21 protein-coding genes are annotated in these 17205 nt (G+C 69.2%); 7 read left to right on the top strand and 14 right to left on the bottom strand.

Annotation, left to right across the window (positions count from 1 at the left end):
* The first annotated feature begins 11 nt into the window (after positions 1 to 11).
* From QUE79_RS19770 to QUE79_RS19755, 4 genes are read left to right on the top strand one after another with little or no spacing between them, the layout of a single operon-like run.
* On the top strand, positions 12 to 602 hold the full coding sequence (locus tag QUE79_RS19770; protein WP_286344553.1) for an extracellular solute-binding protein: 591 nt from the start codon (positions 12 to 14) through the stop codon (positions 600 to 602).
* The gene (locus tag QUE79_RS19765; protein ID WP_286344552.1) at positions 599 to 1327 is read left to right on the top strand and encodes a type 2 periplasmic-binding domain-containing protein; all 729 of its coding nucleotides are present in this window, start codon (positions 599 to 601) and stop codon (positions 1325 to 1327) included. Before QUE79_RS19770 ends, QUE79_RS19765 begins: the two co-directional genes overlap by 4 nt.
* Positions 1328 to 1331: 4 nt before the next feature.
* The gene (locus tag QUE79_RS19760) at positions 1332 to 2441 is read left to right on the top strand and encodes an ABC transporter ATP-binding protein (protein ID WP_286344551.1); all 1110 of its coding nucleotides are present in this window, start codon (positions 1332 to 1334) and stop codon (positions 2439 to 2441) included.
* Positions 2442 to 2446: 5 nt separating this feature from the next.
* Entirely contained in the window at positions 2447 to 3097 is a 651-nt protein-coding gene (locus QUE79_RS19755) for an HAD family hydrolase (protein WP_286344550.1), read from the top strand.
* A 6-nt stretch (positions 3098 to 3103) separates the two neighbouring features.
* Here QUE79_RS19755 and QUE79_RS19750 read toward each other — a convergent pair whose 3' ends face one another.
* Together QUE79_RS19750 and QUE79_RS19745 are read right to left on the bottom strand one after the other, a co-directional pair.
* Positions 3104 to 3727, bottom strand: coding sequence for a Pr6Pr family membrane protein (locus QUE79_RS19750; RefSeq protein ID WP_286344549.1), 624 nt, complete (start codon positions 3725 to 3727; stop codon positions 3104 to 3106).
* Positions 3728 to 3759: 32 nt separating this feature from the next.
* A complete protein-coding gene (locus QUE79_RS19745) occupies positions 3760 to 4452 on the bottom strand; it encodes an SDR family NAD(P)-dependent oxidoreductase (protein WP_286344548.1) in 693 nt (230 codons plus the stop codon).
* A 101-nt stretch (positions 4453 to 4553) separates the two neighbouring features.
* Here QUE79_RS19745 and QUE79_RS19740 point away from each other — a divergent pair, with 101 nt between their 5' ends.
* Positions 4554 to 5432 carry a helix-turn-helix transcriptional regulator gene (locus QUE79_RS19740; RefSeq protein ID WP_286344547.1) on the top strand — a complete coding sequence of 293 codons (879 nt, stop codon included), beginning with the start codon at positions 4554 to 4556 and terminating at the stop codon, positions 5430 to 5432.
* Between the two features lie 62 nt (positions 5433 to 5494).
* Here QUE79_RS19740 and QUE79_RS19735 read toward each other — a convergent pair whose 3' ends face one another.
* From QUE79_RS19735 to QUE79_RS19685, 10 genes are all read right to left on the bottom strand, one after another.
* On the bottom strand, positions 5495 to 5992 hold the full coding sequence (locus QUE79_RS19735; RefSeq protein WP_286344546.1) for a glutathione peroxidase: 498 nt from the start codon (positions 5990 to 5992) through the stop codon (positions 5495 to 5497).
* Between the two features lie 155 nt (positions 5993 to 6147).
* Entirely contained in the window at positions 6148 to 6726 is a 579-nt protein-coding gene (locus QUE79_RS19730; protein WP_286344545.1) for an ABC-2 transporter permease, read from the bottom strand.
* Between the two features lie 228 nt (positions 6727 to 6954).
* Entirely contained in the window at positions 6955 to 7890 is a 936-nt protein-coding gene (locus tag QUE79_RS19725) for an ABC transporter ATP-binding protein (protein ID WP_286344544.1), read from the bottom strand.
* Positions 7891 to 8038: 148 nt separating this feature from the next.
* Complete coding sequence (locus tag QUE79_RS19720; RefSeq protein WP_286346784.1) at positions 8039 to 8395, bottom strand: AMP-binding enzyme; 357 nt, start codon at positions 8393 to 8395, stop codon at positions 8039 to 8041.
* Positions 8392 to 9753 (bottom strand): class I adenylate-forming enzyme family protein, encoded by a 1362-nt coding sequence (locus tag QUE79_RS19710; RefSeq protein ID WP_350271594.1) that lies wholly within the window; start codon positions 9751 to 9753, stop codon positions 8392 to 8394. The genes QUE79_RS19720 and QUE79_RS19710 overlap by 4 nt, the downstream gene beginning before the upstream one ends.
* Before the next feature lie 129 nt (positions 9754 to 9882).
* Positions 9883 to 10089, bottom strand: a complete 207-nt coding sequence (locus tag QUE79_RS19705) for a hypothetical protein (RefSeq protein WP_286344543.1) — start codon at positions 10087 to 10089, stop codon at positions 9883 to 9885.
* Between the two features lie 137 nt (positions 10090 to 10226).
* Complete coding sequence (locus QUE79_RS19700) at positions 10227 to 11516, bottom strand: M18 family aminopeptidase (RefSeq protein WP_286344542.1); 1290 nt, start codon at positions 11514 to 11516, stop codon at positions 10227 to 10229.
* 29 nt (positions 11517 to 11545) lie between these two features.
* Positions 11546 to 11845, bottom strand: a complete 300-nt coding sequence (locus tag QUE79_RS19695; protein WP_286344541.1) for a hypothetical protein — start codon at positions 11843 to 11845, stop codon at positions 11546 to 11548.
* Positions 11846 to 11909: 64 nt separating this feature from the next.
* Positions 11910 to 12035: a hypothetical protein gene (locus tag QUE79_RS19690; RefSeq protein WP_286344540.1), complete on the bottom strand. Its 126-nt coding sequence runs from the start codon at positions 12033 to 12035 to the stop codon at positions 11910 to 11912.
* Entirely contained in the window at positions 12008 to 12718 is a 711-nt protein-coding gene (locus tag QUE79_RS19685; protein WP_286344539.1) for an alpha/beta fold hydrolase, read from the bottom strand. The genes QUE79_RS19690 and QUE79_RS19685 overlap by 28 nt, the downstream gene beginning before the upstream one ends.
* A gap of 67 nt (positions 12719 to 12785) precedes the next feature.
* Here QUE79_RS19685 and QUE79_RS19680 point away from each other — a divergent pair, with 67 nt between their 5' ends.
* On the top strand, positions 12786 to 13490 hold the full coding sequence (locus tag QUE79_RS19680; RefSeq protein WP_286344538.1) for an NAD(P)H-hydrate epimerase: 705 nt from the start codon (positions 12786 to 12788) through the stop codon (positions 13488 to 13490).
* A gap of 253 nt (positions 13491 to 13743) precedes the next feature.
* Here the strand turns inward: QUE79_RS19680 and QUE79_RS19675 are convergent, their stop codons facing one another.
* Entirely contained in the window at positions 13744 to 15054 is a 1311-nt protein-coding gene (locus QUE79_RS19675) for an MFS transporter (protein ID WP_350271593.1), read from the bottom strand.
* 239 nt (positions 15055 to 15293) lie between these two features.
* Positions 15294 to 15962, bottom strand: coding sequence for a PadR family transcriptional regulator (locus QUE79_RS19670; RefSeq protein WP_286344537.1), 669 nt, complete (start codon positions 15960 to 15962; stop codon positions 15294 to 15296).
* 217 nt (positions 15963 to 16179) lie between these two features.
* Here QUE79_RS19670 and QUE79_RS19665 point away from each other — a divergent pair, with 217 nt between their 5' ends.
* Complete coding sequence (locus tag QUE79_RS19665; RefSeq protein WP_286344536.1) at positions 16180 to 17160, top strand: alpha/beta fold hydrolase; 981 nt, start codon at positions 16180 to 16182, stop codon at positions 17158 to 17160.
* Positions 17161 to 17205: the final 45 nt, after the last annotated feature.

The raw sequence follows: 17205 nt of genomic DNA, 5'->3' as shown, positions 1-17205 counted from the left end.
GAGACACCCCCATGCGTTTTTCGAAGAAGATCGTCGCCGCGGCAGGCGTCCTCGCGGCCGGCAGCCTCGCCCTGACCGGCTGCTCGGCCTCCTCCGCAGCCAGCCCGGGCTCCGGATCCACGGTCGCCTCGGCCGCCGACATCGCACGCTGCTCACCGGCGAAGACCACGTTGAACGTCACGTTCGGTCTGCAGGCCTCCGAGCAGATGAAGGTCGCCGTCGCGGCCCTCACGAAGAAGTATCCCGGGCTGACGGTCAACGCCACCCCGCAGTCGACAGCCGACTACGGCGACCTGACCAAGACCATCGTCGGCGACATCGCCGTCGGCAAGCGCCCCGACGTCATCATGACCGGCCTCGGACAGCTCAAGTTCTGGGTCGACACCTACAAGCCCGCCCCGATCGACGTCGACGCGCTCGACTCGACCTACCAGAAGCAGTTCCTCACCGCCGGAACCGTCGACGGCACCGTCTACGCGGCCCCGTCGCAGATCTCGGCACCCGTGCTCCTCGTCAACCAGAAGGCGTTGACGGCTGCGGGGGTGGCAAGGCGTCCGACATCAGATCGGAAGCGGATCTCGTCGAAGCGGCGGCCCTCGTGACGAAGAGCACCGGCAAGCCGTCGGTGAGCATTCCGACCGACAGCCTCTCGGACTGGTTCTCGCAGGCGTTCGTCCAGGGGTCGGGCGGGACCTTCGTCAGCAAGGACGGCTCCGCCGGCTTCGGCTCGAAGACGGGAGTCAAGGCGCTCTCCATCTGGCAGGACCTCAAGAAGCAGAACCTCGAGCAGGGCATCGGGAGCCTCGACGCCATGGCCTCGTTCGAGGCGGGCAAGACGCCGTTCCTCGTCTACACGACGTCGGTCATCGCCTCCATCCAGAAGGCGGTCGGATCGAAGTTCGATTGGGACGCCGTCGATCTGCCGAGTCTCACCGGCACCGCCCGGGGTGCGCTGCCCGCCGGCGGCAACGGCTGGATCGTCCTGAGCCAGAAGTCGTGCGCCGCGGCGTTCTCGAACGCTCTGGTGGCCGACCTCCTCTCGCCCGCCGGTTCCGCGGCGGCCAGTGGCACGTCGTACAGCTATATCCCGGTCGACCAAACCGCCGGGAAGCAGCTCCTGTCGTCGTCCTCCGCGACGAAGCAGCTCACCTACGCGTGGAGCTACGACAAGAAGCTCTCGCCCTGGGGTGGATTCGACGGGAAGGACACGTCGCAGGTGAACGACCTCATCAAGACCATGGCGCAGAAAGTGCAGTCGGGCTCCGACACGGCTCAGACCGTCAAGCAGACCGTGACGTCGATCGACGCCATCGTCGGGAAGGAGTAGCGCCGTGGCAACCGTCGAACTGCACGGAATCCGTAAGAGCTACGCCGGGGGCGTGATCGCGTTGGACGGCGTCGACCTGACCGTCGGCGACGGCGAGAACGTCGCGATCCTGGGGCCGTCGGGTTCCGGAAAATCGACCCTGCTCAGGATCGTCGCGGGGCTCGAGGACCAGGACGCCGGCAGCGTCCGCTTCAGCGGCGTCGACCAGGACGGCGTGGCGCCGCACGAGCGCGATGCGGCCATCGTGTTCCAGCACTTCGCGCTCTACCCGCACCTCACGGCTCGCGAGAACATCACCTTGGGGCTGCGGCACGGGCTCGGACTCTCGAAGCAGGAGGCGGCCGCTCGCGCGACCGACATCGCGCGGCGGATGCAGGTGGAGGCGCTGCTCGAGCGCAAGCCGAAGGAGATGTCGGGCGGGCAGCGACAGCGCATCGCGCTGGCCAGGGCGCTCGCGCGCAAGAGCGGCATCGTGCTGCTGGACGAGCCCCTCTCGGGCCTCGACGCGCAACTGCACGCGGTGCTCCGGCTGGAGATCGCCTCGCTGCTGCGCTCGATCGGAGCGACCGGGATCAACGTCACGCACGACCAGCTCGACGCGATGGCGATGGCGGATCGCATCGCCGTGATCAACCACGGGCGACTCGAGCAGGTCGGCACGCCGGACGAGCTCTATGCGGCACCCGCCTCGCTCTTCGTCGCCTCCTTCATCGGCACTCCGCCGATGAACCTGCTCGATGTCGACGACGCCGGTGGCCACAGCGCCTTCGGCAGCGTGCGCGGATCGGCCTCTTCGGTCGCGGGGCAGCTCACGGTGGGGGTCAGACCGGAGCACCTGCGACTCGACCCGGATCCTTCGGCCTGGTGCCTGTCGGGGCGAGTCGCGCTCGTCGAGCCGACGGGAGCCGACCGCGTCGTGCAGGTGGTGACGCCGTCCGGGGCGGCCGTGGCGTTCCGCAGCAGCCTCGACCGCACCCCGCGGATCGGCGAGACGGTGACGGTCGGTGCCGCAGCCGGCGACGTGCACGTCTACTCGCGAGGTTCGGGCCTGCGGCTCGGCGACGCGATGTCGTCCGGCCTCTCGGTGCAGGCGACCTCGGTGGTCGCCGCGTGACGGTCGTGGACCGGACACGCCCCGATCCGCTCGAGGTCGGGGGCTCGGAGGCGATGGTGCTGTTCGACTGGAACGGCACCGTCGTGACCGACGACGACCGGGCCCGGGAGGCCCTCGGTGCGGCGCTGGTGCGACAGGGCCTGCCGGAGGTGTCGAGGGCCGACTTCCCGGCGACGTTCCGGCTGCCGATGGGGGAGATGTTCCGAGACCTCGGTGTACCGTCGCCTCTCCTCGGGCAGGCCGAGGACGACTGGAACTGCTACATGGCGGCCCACCGGACGAGCCTCCGAGCGGGCACGGCACCGGCCCTTTCGGCCCTGTCTGCCGCGGGGGTCTGGCTCGGTGTCGTCTCGGCTGCGGCCCGGGCGGCCGTCGAGTTCGACCTCTCGTCGCTGGGAGTGCCGCGGCTGTTCGACTCCGTCGAAGCTCCGGTCGCCGACAAGGTCGCCGCTCTGACCGGCCACCGCGGGCGACGCCGACGCGCGTTCTACGTCGGCGACACCGCGTACGACATGCGCTCGGCGGTCGCGGCCGGTTACGTGCCGATCGCCGTCCGCGGCGGGTACGCGCCGGTCACGGTGCTCGAAGAGGCCGGTGCGATCCACGTGGTCGACTCGATCGTCGAGGTCGCGGAGATCGTGCTGGGCGCCCGGTAGCGCACCTCAGGCTCGCTGCTTCGTCCTGGCCCGGGCGACGAGCAGCACCAGGAACGACAGCACCGCCAGCCCGATGATCAGCGCCACGAGATAGAGCGTCACCCCGAAGGCGCCGCCGACGGCCTTCGGGTTGTAGAAGGGATACGGGTAGAAGGCGGTGATGGCGCCGCGCACCAGCGAGTAGACGCTGTAGGCGATGGGGAACACCAGCCCGACGAGCGCCGTGACGAATCGGAAGCGCACCGACGGCGGAAGGATGATCCAGTCGACCAGGACCACGACGGGCATCAGCATGTGGACGACCACGTTCACCCAGGGGATGACGTCGCCGACGTCCGTTCCGGCGAGGAGGATGTTGAACACGAGGCCGACGAACACCATGTCGACGGTGTTGCAGAAGCGGACGATCTCCCATCCGCGAGTCGACGGGGTTCCTCGCAGGAGGCGGACGGCGCCGATCACGAGCACGACGATCGCGATGAGATTGCCGAGGTTCGTGAAGTACGAGAAGAAGTTGACGATGCTGTAGTGCTTCGACAGGGTCACCCCGAACTGGCTGATCACGGCGACCAGGCCGAAGGCGGCGAACACGAGTCGGTAGACGGCCATGATCTGAGGGGTCCGGGTCATGGCACGAATCTACCGGCTCGCCGCCGGACCGGTCAGTAGGGCGCGACCCCCGAGCGATCGATGAACGTTCCGGTCGGGCCGTCCGCGCCACGCAGCGCCAGCTCGACGATCGCGTCGGTTCCCTCGGTCACCGTCTGGTGGCCCGAGTTGCCGTTCAGGTCGGTGGCCGTGTAGCCGGGGTCGGCCGCGTTGATCCGAACGTCGGGCAGCGCCTTGGCGTACTGCACCGTGAGCATCGTGACAGCCGACTTCGACGAGGTGTACAGCGGCGCGATCACCTGCGACTCGACGCGCGAGGGGTCGTGGACGGCCTCGAACGAGCCGAGACCGCTCGTGACGTTGACCACGGTGGGATTCTCGGAGGAACGCAGGATCGGCAGGAACGCGTTCATCGTGCGAACGACGCCGAGCACGTTGGTCGAGAACACGGCGAGGGCGTCGTCGCCGGTGAGGTCGGCGGCGTCCTTCTGCGGCCCGGTGATGCCGGCGTTGTTGATGAGGACGTCGAGGCCGCCCTGGGCGGACACGGTGGCGGCGGCGGAGGCGACCGAGGCGTCGTCGGTCACGTCGAGCTGGACGAAGCGAGCGCCGAGCTCGTCGGCGGCCTTCTGGCCGCGGGCGGAGTCGCGGGCTCCGATCCAGACGGTGTGCCCGGCCTCGAGCAGTCGGCGAGCGGTTTCGTAGCCGAGGCCCTTGTTGGCGCCGGTGATGAGTGTTGTTGTCATGTCTCGATCCTGCGCTCGCGGCCTGGGCGCGAGAAGGCCCGCCTCCTCCCTAGGACGCCCAGTACCAGGCAGGATCACGTCGCCCGGCTCACAATGGACAGATGCCTTCCACACACGGAGAACTCGCGACCCTGCTGAAGTCGTGGCGGGCGCAGCTCTCGCCGCTCGACGTCGGGCTGCCGTCCGGGCCGCAGCGGCGGGCAGTCGGCCTCCGCCGAGAGGAACTCGCCCAGCTCGCCGGACTGTCCGTCGACTACGTCGTGCGACTCGAGCAGGGCAGAGCGCGCAACCCGTCCGACCAGGTCGTCGCGTCACTCGCGCGGGCCCTGCAGCTCGGCGACGAGGAGCGCGACCACCTCTTCCGAGTCGCGGGCCTCCTGCCGCCCGGGGCCGGTGAGGTTCCGCGGCACATTCCCCCGGGCGTGCAGCGGCTCGTGGCGAGGCTGGGGGAGTCGCCGATAGCCGTCTTCACGGCGTCCTGGGACCTCCTGGCCTGGAGCCCGCTCTGGGGCGCGCTGATCGGCGAGCCCGACGACGTCTTCGGGCCGGAGCGCAATCTTCTGCGCTCGACGTTCGGCATCGCGGGCAGCGGCGTCACGCGCGTCGGCCGTCCCGGTCAGACGGGCGGAATCGAGCACTTCGAGGAGTCGCTCGCCGCCGACCTCCGCCGGGTGACGGGACGCTACCCGGACGACGCCTCCGTGCGTCGACTCGTCGACGACCTGCTCGCCGGAAGCGGGCGTTTCCGGGAGCTCTGGGCCGTGGGGTGCGTCGCCGAGCACGTCTCCGAGCGCAAGACGGTGTCGCATCCGCTCGTCGGCGACCTCGAGGTCGACTGCGACGTCTTCACGGTCGCCGGTTCCGACCTGCGCATCGTCGCCTACACCGTCGCCTCGGGAACGCCGGAAGCCGAGAAGCTGGACTTCCTGCGCGTCTCAGCGGTGGCTGCCACCGCGTCGGCCGTCGGCGGCGGGGTGTAGTCGGCGCCGGCGCGTCGGCGCCGACCCGCCCGGGCCTGCTCGAACCCGCCGACGCCGACGGGCTACGAGACGCGGACGGGCAGGTTGGCCTCGACCAGGGCGACGAACTCGTCGGCGGCGGGGCTCTCCTGGGGACGCACCCGAGCGACGACCGTGCCGCCGGGCGCGACGAGGTACTTCTCGAAGTTCCAGGCCACGTCTCCGGCCTCGCCCTGCGAGTCGGTCGTCTGCGTGAGCTCCTGGTAGACGGGGTGGCGGTTCTCACCGTTGACCTCGATCTTGCCGAACACCGGGAAGTCGACGCCGTACGTGGCCACGCAGAACGCCTGGATCTCGTCATTCGTGCCGGGCTCCTGCCCGTTGAACTGGTTGCACGGGAAGCCGACGACCTGGAGGCCCTGATCGCGGTACTTCTCCTGGAGCTGCTGGAGGTCGCCGTACTGGGGCGTGAGGCCGCAGCGGCTGGCGACGTTGACGACGAGCAGCAGCTTGTCGTCATAGGCGCCGAGGCTCGTGATGTCGCCGGACGCGGTTTCGACGGGGAGGTCGTAGAGGCTCATGGGCTCAAGCGTACGACGAAGCCCGACCCGGCGACAGGTGTCGCCGAGCCGGGCTCAGGGTTCGCGCAGGTGCTGCTGGGGCGCCGTTCGCTAGGCGTCGCGGCGCTTGACCATGACCAGCGCGACGATGCCGCTGAGGACGACCCAGCCGATCATCACGAGGAGCCCCTGGGTCTGGTCGAGGGTGACCAGGCCGTCTTTGATGCTGGACGTGCCCGACCCGTAGGCGAACATCTGCCCGCCGGCGTTCGAGGGAGGAAGGTCGTCACGTTCTTGGCCCAGGTGGCGTTGGTGATACCGACGACGATGCTCATGCCGATGTTGGCGACGAAGAGCAGGCCGATGCCGGCCGCGATACCACCGGCGCTGGTGCGGATGATCGCACCGATGAACATCGCGAGCAGCCCGGCGAGAGCGAGGAATCCCGCGCCGCCGACGAGGGCGAGCCAGAACGTGCCGTTCGACCAGTCGATCGAGATGTTCGACGACGAGTCGAGGAACGGCGAGGCGACGAGGGCCGAGACGATCAAGGAGACGAAGCCGACCACGAAGGTCACGACGCCGAAGATGAGCCCCTTGCCGAAGATCGCGCCGAGACGGCGCGGGTCGGCCGTGAAGGTCGACTTGATCATGCCCGTGCCGTACTCGCCGGTGATCATCAGAGCGCCGAGGACGGCGGAGATGAGCACGGTGAAGTTGAGGCCCAGCGTCACGACGGTCGTGGCAGCGCTCATGCCCGCCTCACCCGCCGTGGCTGCCCCGGGCCCCGGGTCGTGCTGGTGCCGACACCGGCGCTCGCGATGAGGAGTGCGAAGCCGACGTTGAGCACCAGGATCAACAGGTAGCACCAGAACGTCGAGCGCAGGCTGCGGAGTTTGATCCACTCGGAGCGGAGGATGCCGACGAAGGTGAGGCGCGACAGGGGGCGTGGCTGCGCGCGGGGGCGGTTGCGGTTGCGGTTGTCATCGAACGACCTCCGGGGTCGGGGCGGCGGTCGCCGTGTCGCGGTACTCGACCTCGTCAGCCGTCAGAGCCATGTAGGCGTCTTCGAGCGAACCGTCGAGCGGGGTGAGTTCGTGCAGGACGACGCCGGCCGAGGCCGCGATCTCGCCGATGCGCGAGGAGGGCAGGCCGTGGACCTCGAGGAGGTCGGCGGCGGTACCGGTGACGCTGACCTCGGGTGAGGTGAGCAGCGGGGTGAGCTGAGCGGCGTGTGGAGTGCGGACGCGAACGCCGTCGCCCTTCGCGCGAGCCATGATCGTGTCGACCGACTCGTCGGCGATGACCCGGCCTCGGCCCAGGACGATGATGTGGTCGGCGGTCTGCGCCATCTCGCTCATCAGGTGCGAGGAGAGGAAGACCGTGCGGCCTTCGCGCGCCAGGTGCCGCGCCAGGTTGCGAACCCAGACGACACCCTCGGGGTCGAGGCCGTTGACCGGCTCGTCGAGGATGAGGGTCGCCGGGTCGCCGAGCAGGGCGGCGGCGATGCCGAGGCGCTGGCCCATTCCGAGCGAGAAGCCGCCGACGCGTTTCTTGGCGACCGACTCGAGGCCGGTCAGCGCGATGACCTCGTCGACGCGCTTCTTGCCGATGCCGTGCGTGGCGCCCATGGCGAGCAGGTGGTCGAAGGCGCTGCGGCCCCGGTGAACCGCCTTCGCGTCGAGCAGGACGCCGACCTCGCGGAGGGGCGCTGCGTGCTCGGAGTAGTGGCGGCCGTTGACCGTGACGTCGCCGGACGTGGCGCGGTCGAGGCCGACGATGAGTCGCATCGTGGTCGACTTGCCGGCACCGTTCGGGCCGAGGAAGCCGGTGACGAGACCGGGCTTGACGTCGAAGGACACCTTGTCGAGGGCGGTGCGCTCGCCGTAGCGCTTCGTGAGATTCTCTGCGTGGATCATGCTGTTCGCTCCATGACCCCCAACCTACGAAGGCGCGCTCCGGTGGTCATCGTCCCCAGGTACCACCCGGGGGCTCCCAGGTCTCGTGATTCGGCCCGTCGACCTCAACCGACCGGCTCGCCACCGCACGCGCGCGGGGAGCGCAGGATCAGCGCTGGGGCCTCACGAAGTGGCCGTCGGCGAAGTCGCGGGGCGAGCGATCCTGCATCACGAAGTGCTGCTTCTTTCCGGTGGCGGTGTACGGCAGCTCCGGCACGAACGAGTAGAAGCGGGGCCGCTTGAAGTCGGCGAGATCGACCGACGCGTGGCAGTGTGCCTCGAGCTCATCGGCCGCCGCCTGCTCGTTCTCGAGCTGGCCAGGGCGCCTGACGACGTAGGCGACGACGACCTGGCCCCACTCGGTGTCGGAGAGGCCGCAGACGATCGAGTCGGCGACGCCGGGGTGCGACGCCAAGGTCTCTTCGACCTGCACGGGATGCACGTTCTCGCCGCCGGAGATGATCATGTCGTCTTTGCGACCGACGACGGTGATGACCTCGTCCTCGTTCCAGGTGGCGAGGTCGCCCGCGAAGAACCAGCCGTTCCGGAACTTCTTGGCGTCTTCTTCGGGATTGCCGCGGTAGGTGTAGCCCGACTTGATCGAGCGGACGGCCACCTCGCCGATCTCCTTGCCGTCGGTGGCGACCTGGTCGGTCGGGTCGCCGGGCCCGGTGCTCGGACGGCGACGACGACCACGTCGTCGTCGATCGAAGCCCTCCCCGCGGCGCCCGCGTAGGTGGTGAGCTCGTCGCCGGGGAGGAAGGTGTTCCAGAACGCCTCGGTCGTGCCGTAGCCGTTCGAGATGTTGGGCGTGAGCACCTTCTGGTACCGCAGCGCGGCAGTGCGCTCGAACGGAGCGCCCATCGTCACGATGCCCTTGAGCGTCGCGAGGTCGCGGGGTTTGGCCTCCTGCTCGTCGGCGAGGCGCTCGAGGTTGGTCGGGGCGCCGATCACGTAGGTGACGCCCTGCTGCTCCACGAGGTCCATGACGAGGCCCGCGTCGAAGCGCGGCAGGGTGACGGCTTCGGCACCGACGTAGAAGACCGTGTTGGGGCCGGCGCAGTAGGCGCCGCCCCGGTGGAACCACGGCGACATGTTCATCGTCTTGTCTTTCGGCGTGAGCGACATGTTGATGATCACGTCGTGCGCCGTCAGCACCTCGTTGAGGCTGGTGAGCGGCACGGCCTTGGGGCGCCCCGTGGTGCCCGAGGTGTAGAGACGGGTCGTCTCGTCCCAGGTGGAGGCGTCTTCCGGCGCCGTGAACGACGGCGCACCCTCGACCAGGAGGTCGGGGAAGCGCAGGACGCCGTCGAGGCCCGCCAGGTCGTCGTCGCCGACGGCGACGAGCACCGGTGGGCGGAAGTCGGACAGTTCGAGCGCTGCGGCGATGAGCGAGGCGTCGGCCGCCTCGAAGAAGAACACCGCGGGTCGCGAGTCGTCGAGGATGAACGCGGTCTCACCCGGTGCGAGCCGGAAGTTCATCGGAGACCCCACGGCGCGGAGCCCCTGCGTGGCGACGTACAGGAACGCGAACTCGGGACGGTTCATGAGCTGGTAGCAGACGACGTCGCCGGTGCCGACGCCGTGGGCCCGCAGCCCGGCCGCGAGCTGGCCCGTGGTCTCGCCGAGCTCGCGGTACGTCCAACTGCGGCCCGTCTCGGAATCGGTGAGGGCCGTCCGGCTCGCGTAGCGGTGGATGTTGCGCTCGATGCCGTTCGCGTACGTGTAGTGGTGCTCGAACACGCCCTTGAGAACGGTGGGGTCGTAGTCGCTGTTGGTCTGAGCGGCGCCGGACGTCGGCACGTGGTCGGTGGTGGTGGTCAAGTGAAGCCCCTTCTTCGAGGCGCGCACCCAGCGTGGCGTCTCTCCCGGATGACGTGAGAACCTCTCAGGAGACTACGTCAGTCATCGCTTCCCCCACATTTCCGTATTCGGGGGCATCCGTCGAGAGGGCTAGCCCGTCTTCCCGGGAAGTCGATCGTCGGCCTCGTCGTGCTCGAGGAAGTCGTCGTAGGTCGGCCCCGCATCGACGGGCGGCTTCTTCGGTCGCTCCGCCGGCGGGAGGCCGACGGGTCCGTGAGCCGCGACGCGCCCGTGCTTGCCGAGGTGCCCGACCTGCGCCGGTGGCACGCGCGGATCGCGGGAGTACCTGCTGGTCATCGTGAGCCCGAACCTTCCCCCTCAGGAGCCTGGACCTGTTCCATGAGATGAGAATGTCAGAACGGGGCGTGCCTGCAAAGTCTCGCGAAGGGGTTGACTCGGGAGAAGATCACCCGCTATCGAGTCGGCCTGACCGCTCAGGCGGCCGGAGCGAGGAACGCCCCTGCGGCAGACGCGAGGTACCCCGGGTCGTCCGAGCCGCAGAGCTCGCGAGCCGAGTGCATCGAAAGGAGCGGGACGCCGACGTCGATGGTGCGGATGCCGAGTCGCGTCGCCGTGAGCGGGCCGATGGTGGAGCCGCACGGCACCGCGTTGTTCGAGACGAAGGTCTGGAACGGAACACCCGCCTGTTCGCAGGATCGCGCCCACTCGGCCGATCCTGGACCATCGGTGGCGTAGCGCTGCTGAGCATTGATCTTGAGCAGCGGCCCACCGTTCGGCACCGGGTGGTTGGCCGGGTCGTGACGCTCCGGGTAGTTGGGGTGGACGGCGTGGCCCGCGTCCGACGAGAGGCACCAGGACGCGGCGAACGCGCGCATCCGATCGGAGTCGTCGGCGTCGTGACCCGCGCTGATCCTGCGCAGGACGTCGGCCAGGAACGGCCCGCTGGCGCCCGACACGGTCGCCGAGCCGACCTCTTCGTGGTCGAAGGCGGCGAAGACGGCGATCGAGGAGCTCTCGAGCAGCGCGGCGGCGCCGTCGATCAGGGCGGTGAGGCCGGCGTGGACGCTGGTGAGGTTGTCCATGCGGCCGCTCGCGAACAGCTCGCCGTCGAAGCCGAGCAGCGAGGGCGCCGCCGTGTCGGCCACCAGGACGTCGTGGCCTCGGACGTCCCGTCGATCGACCCCGGCCGACGCCGCGAGCGAGGCCAGGATGTCGTGGCCCGAGTGCCCGGCGAGTCCGACGATCGGGTGCAGGTGCCGCTGCGGATCGAGCTTGAGGCCCTCCGCGTTGACGCCGCGGTCGAGGTGCACCGCGAGCTGCGGGAAACGCAGCACCGGGCCGGTACGCACGAGGTGCACGGCGCCGTCGCTCGTGACCAGTCGGCCGGCGAACTCGAGATCGCGATCGAGCCACGAGTTGAACAGCGGGCCGCCGTAGACCTCGACGCCCGCCTGCTGCCACCCGAAGCTGCCCGTGTCGGGGTTCGGCTTGAGCTTGAACGAAGGGGAGTCGGTGTGTGCCCCGACGATGCGGAACGGCGTGAGCGCCGACTGCGACTCGGGCTGCACCCAGGCGATGACCGCCCCGTCTCGGACGACGTACCGGAGGCCCGGACCGCTCGGCCAGGCCTCGCGCTCGTCCAGGCCGGTGAACCCGGCCTCGTCGAGCCGCCTGGCCGCCTCCGCGGCGGCGTGGTACGAGGTCGGAGACGCCGTGACGAACGAGGCGAAGGAGGCGAGGTGGGGATTCTGGTCGAGAGTCATCCCGTCAAGACTGCCACGCCGGGGCGGCGTCAGACGAGGCGGAGCGCGGGACGACGGGCCGGCGCCTGGTGCCCGACGAACTGCGAGCGGGAGTCGTTGAGGCTCGCGCAGTAGGCGCGGGGTCGATCCGGATCGGCGAAGCTCACTTCGAAGAGACCCGCGACGCGCCGAAGGCGGCCGAGGAAGGCGCCGGGAGCCGCAGGATCGACGCGGCGGTCGTAGATCGTCCAGCGGTCGCGCCCGATGCAGAAGAAGTGCACGTCCGACTCGGACGCGATCGGGCCCCGGACCCCGTCCGGCCGTTCCACGAGCCTCAGCTGTGCCGTCATGCGATCAGAGTAGGCGTCGCGCGTTAACACCGGGCCAACATGACCTGTCGCGTCGCCGAGTGTTTCAGGCGGATGCGGACGGGCAGTGGACCTCGAGGAAGGTGCGGATCAGGTCGGTGACCTCGTCGACGGGCAGGAGGGAGGAGCCGTGATCCTGCCCGATCAGCTCGAAGAAGCTGGCGTGGGCCATCCGCCTGGCGGCCTCCTGCGACTGGCGGAAGCGGTCGGGGTCGTCGGTGCCGGCCAGGAGAAGCGTCGGGACCGCGATCGTCGCGGCGCCGTCGATGCCGAGGGGGATGCCGCTTCGATTCCCTCGAAGTACGCCCGCAGAGCGACGGGGTCGTTCTGGCGGAAGGCCAGAGCCGTGGCGGCATCGATCTCGCGTCCCCGGTACTCGCCCCAGGCGGTGACGAAGGCGTCCATGCCACCGGAGTCGAGGGCTTCGCGCCAGGTCGGGAAGAAGGTGAGACCGATCTTGTCGGTCATGGCCTCGAACGAGCCGCCGATCGTGGTGAGGGTCAGGAGCCGTTCCGGGGTCGCGGAGGCCATGCGGAGGCCGATCCTGGCGCCGATCGAATAGCCGACGTAGTGGACGGGCCCGCTGCCGACGTCGTCCAGGACCGCCTCGACGTCGCCGATGAAACACTCGGGTCGGTACGCGGCGGCCTCGTGCGGTTTGCCGCTCCGGCCGTGGCCGCGCAGATCGAGGGCGATGACCGTGAAGTCGCGCTCGAGGTCGCGGAGGTAGCCCAGCCCCCGCCAGGTGCCCTTCGACAGCCCTGACCCGTGAACGAGGAGCAGCGGATCGCCGTCGCCGCCCGTCTCGTAGGCGATCTCGGTTCCGTCGTCGGGGTTACGGGTGGTCGAGCGCATGACACCATTCTGGCGAACACCGGGAGGACATCGGCGCTCTCCCCGTGCCGCGTGCCAGCATGGGCGGATGATCCTGGGATATTCGGCAAACCAGATCCGCCAGGCGGAGGCTCCCCACCTGGAGGCGGGCGAGCCGTTGATGGAGAGGGCCGCTGCCGGGCTGGCAGCCGAGATCCGAACGGTTCTGGCCGGTCGCGGATCCGAGCCCGGCACGATCCTGGTGCTCGCCGGATCCGGCGACAACGGTGGTGACGCCCTCTTCGCGTCGGCCGCCCTGGCATCGACGGGGGTGAACGTGCGTGTGGTCACCACCGGCGATCGCGTGCACGAGCAGGGGCTCGCTGCGGCCGAGGCCGCGGGGGCCTTCGTCGCCGAGCGAGACGCGGAGCCCGAGTCGGAAGCCTTCGCCGAGCTTCTCGAGGGCGTCGACGTCGTCGTCGACGGGATCCTCGGGATCGGTTCCGGGGCTGATCCGGCGCTGCGCGGTCGCGCGAGGCGCGTCGTCGAGGCCGTGCGCCCGCGCGTGCTGATGCGGATGATGGGTGCGTCGTCCGTCGTGGCGGTCGACCTGCCGTCCGGCATCGGTTCGGACGACGGCTCGGTGCCCGACCCGGTCGTGCTGCCCGCGCTCGTGACCGTCACGTTCGGCGCCGCAAAGGCGGGCCTGCTGCTGCAACCGGCCGCGGGCCTCGTCGGCCGCCTGGTCGTCGTCGACATCGGCATCGCGGACGACCTCGAGGGCGTCGAGCCGCTGGCCCGGCTCGACGGCTGATCCTGCCGCGCCTGCCTGCCCCTGCCCCCTGCCCCCCCCGAAATCGAAGGGGATTTTCGCGCTGAGGCCCTATAAGCGGCTTGGGCGGCCCGGCTGGACGAGAATCCCCTTCGATTTCGGGAGGGCTACTTCCGCACGACGGAGAGGGGCTGCGTGATCGACTCCAGACCTTTGCGCTCGGCGTCCACCCCGAAGATCGCGGCGATCACCCCGCCGAGGATCATGATGCCGGCACCGAGGTAGTACCCGATGGTCAGGGGGCCGCGGTCGGTGCCGTCGCCGACCAGGATGCCGTAGATGAGCGGTGCGACCGAGCCGAAGATCTGGGCCAGAGCGAAGAAGTACGAGATCGCCTGGCTCCGGATCTCGAGGGGAAGATCTCGGACACCGTCAGGTAGGCGCTCGAGGCGCCGGCCGAGGCGAAGAAGAAGGCGACGCACCAGAAGATCGTCTGCGTCGTCGCGGTGAGCAGGTCGGCGCTGAACAGCGCGGCCGAGACCGCGAGGACCACACCGGCGATCACGTAGGTGCTGAAGATCATCTTCCGTCGCCCGATGGAGTCGAACAGGGGGCCGAGAACCAGGGGGCCAACCAGGTTTCCGATGGCGAAGGGGAAGAAGTAGAACTGCACGTTGCTCGAGTTCAGGTGGTAGAAGTTCGTCAGCACCAGCGCGTAGGTGAAGAAGATCGCGTTGTAGAGGAACGACTGCGTGATCATCATGGTCGCGCCGACCAACGTGCGCTTCGGATACTGCCGGAAGAGCACGTGCAGGATCGTGCGGAACGGGATGCTGTCGGTCGCCTTGACCTCCATGGCGAGTCGCTCGTCGACGGGCTCGATGACCCCTCCCTCGCGCGTCACGCGCCCCTCGATGTCGTCGACGGTGGCCTCTGCCTCTTTCTGGCGCCCGTGCGTCATCAGCCACCGCGGACTCTCGGGGATGTTCCGGCGCAGGAAGATGATGAGGATACCGAGGACCGGGCCGATGAAGAAGGCGAGGCGCCAGCCGACGTTGACCGCGAAGATGTCGTGGTTCAGGAAGAAGAAGTTGGTGGCGGCACCGAGGGCGGCTCCACCCCAGTAGGTTCCGTTGATCGCGATGTCGACGCGACCGCGGTACTTGGCGGGGATCAGCTCGTCGATCGCCGAGTTGATGGCGGCGTACTCGCCGCCGATGCCGAGGCCGGCGACGAAGCGCATCGCGAACAGGAACCAGACGGCGGGGGAGAGACCGGCGAGACCCGACCCGACCAGGTAGATGATCAGGGTCAGGATGAAGAGCTTCCGCCGACCCAACTTGTCGGAGAGCCGTCCGAAGACGAGTGCACCGACCACCTGCCCGACGAGGTAGGTCGTGCCCAGGGCCCCGACCTGACCCGACGACATGTGGAACTCTTCGGAGAAGCCGTTCGACGCGACGATCTGGATCTCGAGTCCGTCGAGCACCCACGAGATCCCGAGTCCGACGATGATCGACCAATGGAACCTGGTCCAGGGGAGGCGGTCCATCCTGGCCGGAACCAGGCTCATGACCTTGCCGGGATTGTCTGTCGTCGATGTCATTCGGGTCGTCCCTCCGCAGTTTTCACGGCGTGCCCGGCAACGATTCACATCGTGCAAGGTCGCGCGACGTGCACGGTAGTCCCGAGGCGGGCTCGAATGTCCGTCGGAGTGCGAGGCGGGTCAGCGGCTCGGATCGGGTGCCGCTCGGTTGGTGGTGGACCGAGAGGACGCCGGGCGCACCGAAGGCCCCGCCGACCGAAGTCGAGCGGGGCCTCCAGTGATGCCTCTGAGACCGAGTGCTAGTCGGCGAGGATGGTGTAGAGCGCGCGGCGCAGCTCGTCGACCTTGGCGGTCGCCAGCTTGCGCTGCTCGGGGGTTGCGTCGAAGGCGAACTGCTTGATCACGCCGGCGAGCTTGACGGCGCTGCCGATGAACTCGTCGTGGCGGGGATCGATCGGCGCCTCGGCGTCGCTCCAGGCCTTGGCGATCTCGTCGGCGTGAGCCGCAACATAGGTCGTGCCCGCCTCGGTGAGCTCGAAGGTCGACTGGCGGCCCTCGCCGGCGGCGGCGATGAGGCCTTCGTCGACGAGCTGCTGCAGTGTGGGGTAGACCGAGCCGGGGCTCGGACGCCAGGTGCCGTCGGTGCGCTCGGCGATGGTCTTCATGAGGCCGTAGCCGTTGGCCGCCTCTTCGCCCAGGAGCGACAGGATCGCGAGGCGGACGTCGCCCTTGCGAGCGCGGCCGCGGCCACCGCGGCCCATGCCGGGGCCGAAGCCTGCGCCGAAGCCGGGACCGAAGCCGCCGCCGAAGCCTGCGCCGCCGCGGCCCGCACCGCGGCCCATGCCGGGGCCGAAGCCGGGGCCGAAGCCGCGGCCACGGCCGAAGGGGCCGAATTCGCCGCGCTGCGGCTGGTCGTGGTGGTTGCGCTGAGGACGTTCTGAGAAGTGGTTGTCGTAGTGGGTACCCATGGGGTACTCCTTTCGTAGGAGTTGTGGATTGTGGGGGCGGCGGGCCGATCGGCCGGGCCGCTCGCGCCGTTCGATGGTTCGTGTCGATGTGTCGGCATGTTCCGTTCGGCGATAGCTCAAAGATATATCGTGATAGTTCGCTATGTCAAGCCTGCGCGCACAAATCTTTTCGCCGAGATCCTGCGCTCGCCGTTTCGCCGCCTGTCAGACTGGGGTGATGGCCGCGAACTCCTCCACCGAAGTGACCGTCACCAGCATCGACGCGGGTGAGGTCTCGGTCCGGGTGAGCACGATCGGCCAGGGCGGCACGCGGCCCTTCGTGCTCGTGCCTGGCATCGGCGTCGCCAGCAACTACTTCGAACGGCTCGCCCCCAACCTGAACGAGTTCGGTCCGGTGCACGCCCTCGACCTGCCGGGCTTCGCGGGAGTCCCGCACCCGGACGACGCCATGACGATCCGGCAGTACGCGGATCTCGTCGGGCTCGTGATCGACCGGCTCGAACTCGACGATCCGGTCGTCGTCGGCCACTCCATGGGCACGCAGGTCGTGGTCGACCTGGTCGCCCGCCGCGAGGAGCTGAGCACGCTGGTGCTGATCGGGCCGGTCATCAACCCGCGCGAGCGGCGCATCGGGCTTCAAGCCGTCCGCTTCCTGCAGGCGGCCGCCCACGAGCCCGGGCGGGTGAAGCTGCTGGCGCTCACGGCGTATCTGTTCTGCGGTCCGAAATGGTTCTCGCGGATCCTGCCCAAGATGATGCGGTTCCCGATCGAGCGAGCCCTTCCGCACGTGAAGGCCGACACGCTCGTGATCCGGGGCGAGTTCGACGCGGTCGCTCCGCGCGACTGGGTGAAACAGGTCGGCGAACTGCTGCCGTCGTCGAGGCTCTGGGAGATCCCGGGGGCGGGGCACTCGGTCATGCACGCGCACGCCGAGGAGGTCGCCAAGCTCTGCGTCGAGCACGCCGAACAGCCCCTCGAGTACGACGAGGGCGGGGTGCTGCGAAGCTTCCGGCACGCCGGCGACGGGCGCGAGGGCGAAGACTACAAGCCGACGCCGGCCACCTTCTTCTCCGCGGTGAAGGGGCGGGCGACCGAGGCGCTCGGGATGCTGCGGCACGACGACGGGCTCATCGCCGACGGCAAGACCGAGCACGCCGAGGCGATGCAGGAGGCGCACGACCGCGTCGAGGACGAGTAGCCCTCCTCTCCTCCTCCTCTCCTCCCGAAATCGAAGAGGATTCTC

The organism is Frondihabitans sucicola (assembly GCF_030296615.1).
In the GTDB taxonomy this organism is placed as follows: domain Bacteria; phylum Actinomycetota; class Actinomycetes; order Actinomycetales; family Microbacteriaceae; genus Frondihabitans; species Frondihabitans sucicola.
This window is presented reverse-complemented; position numbering and strand designations above follow the sequence as displayed.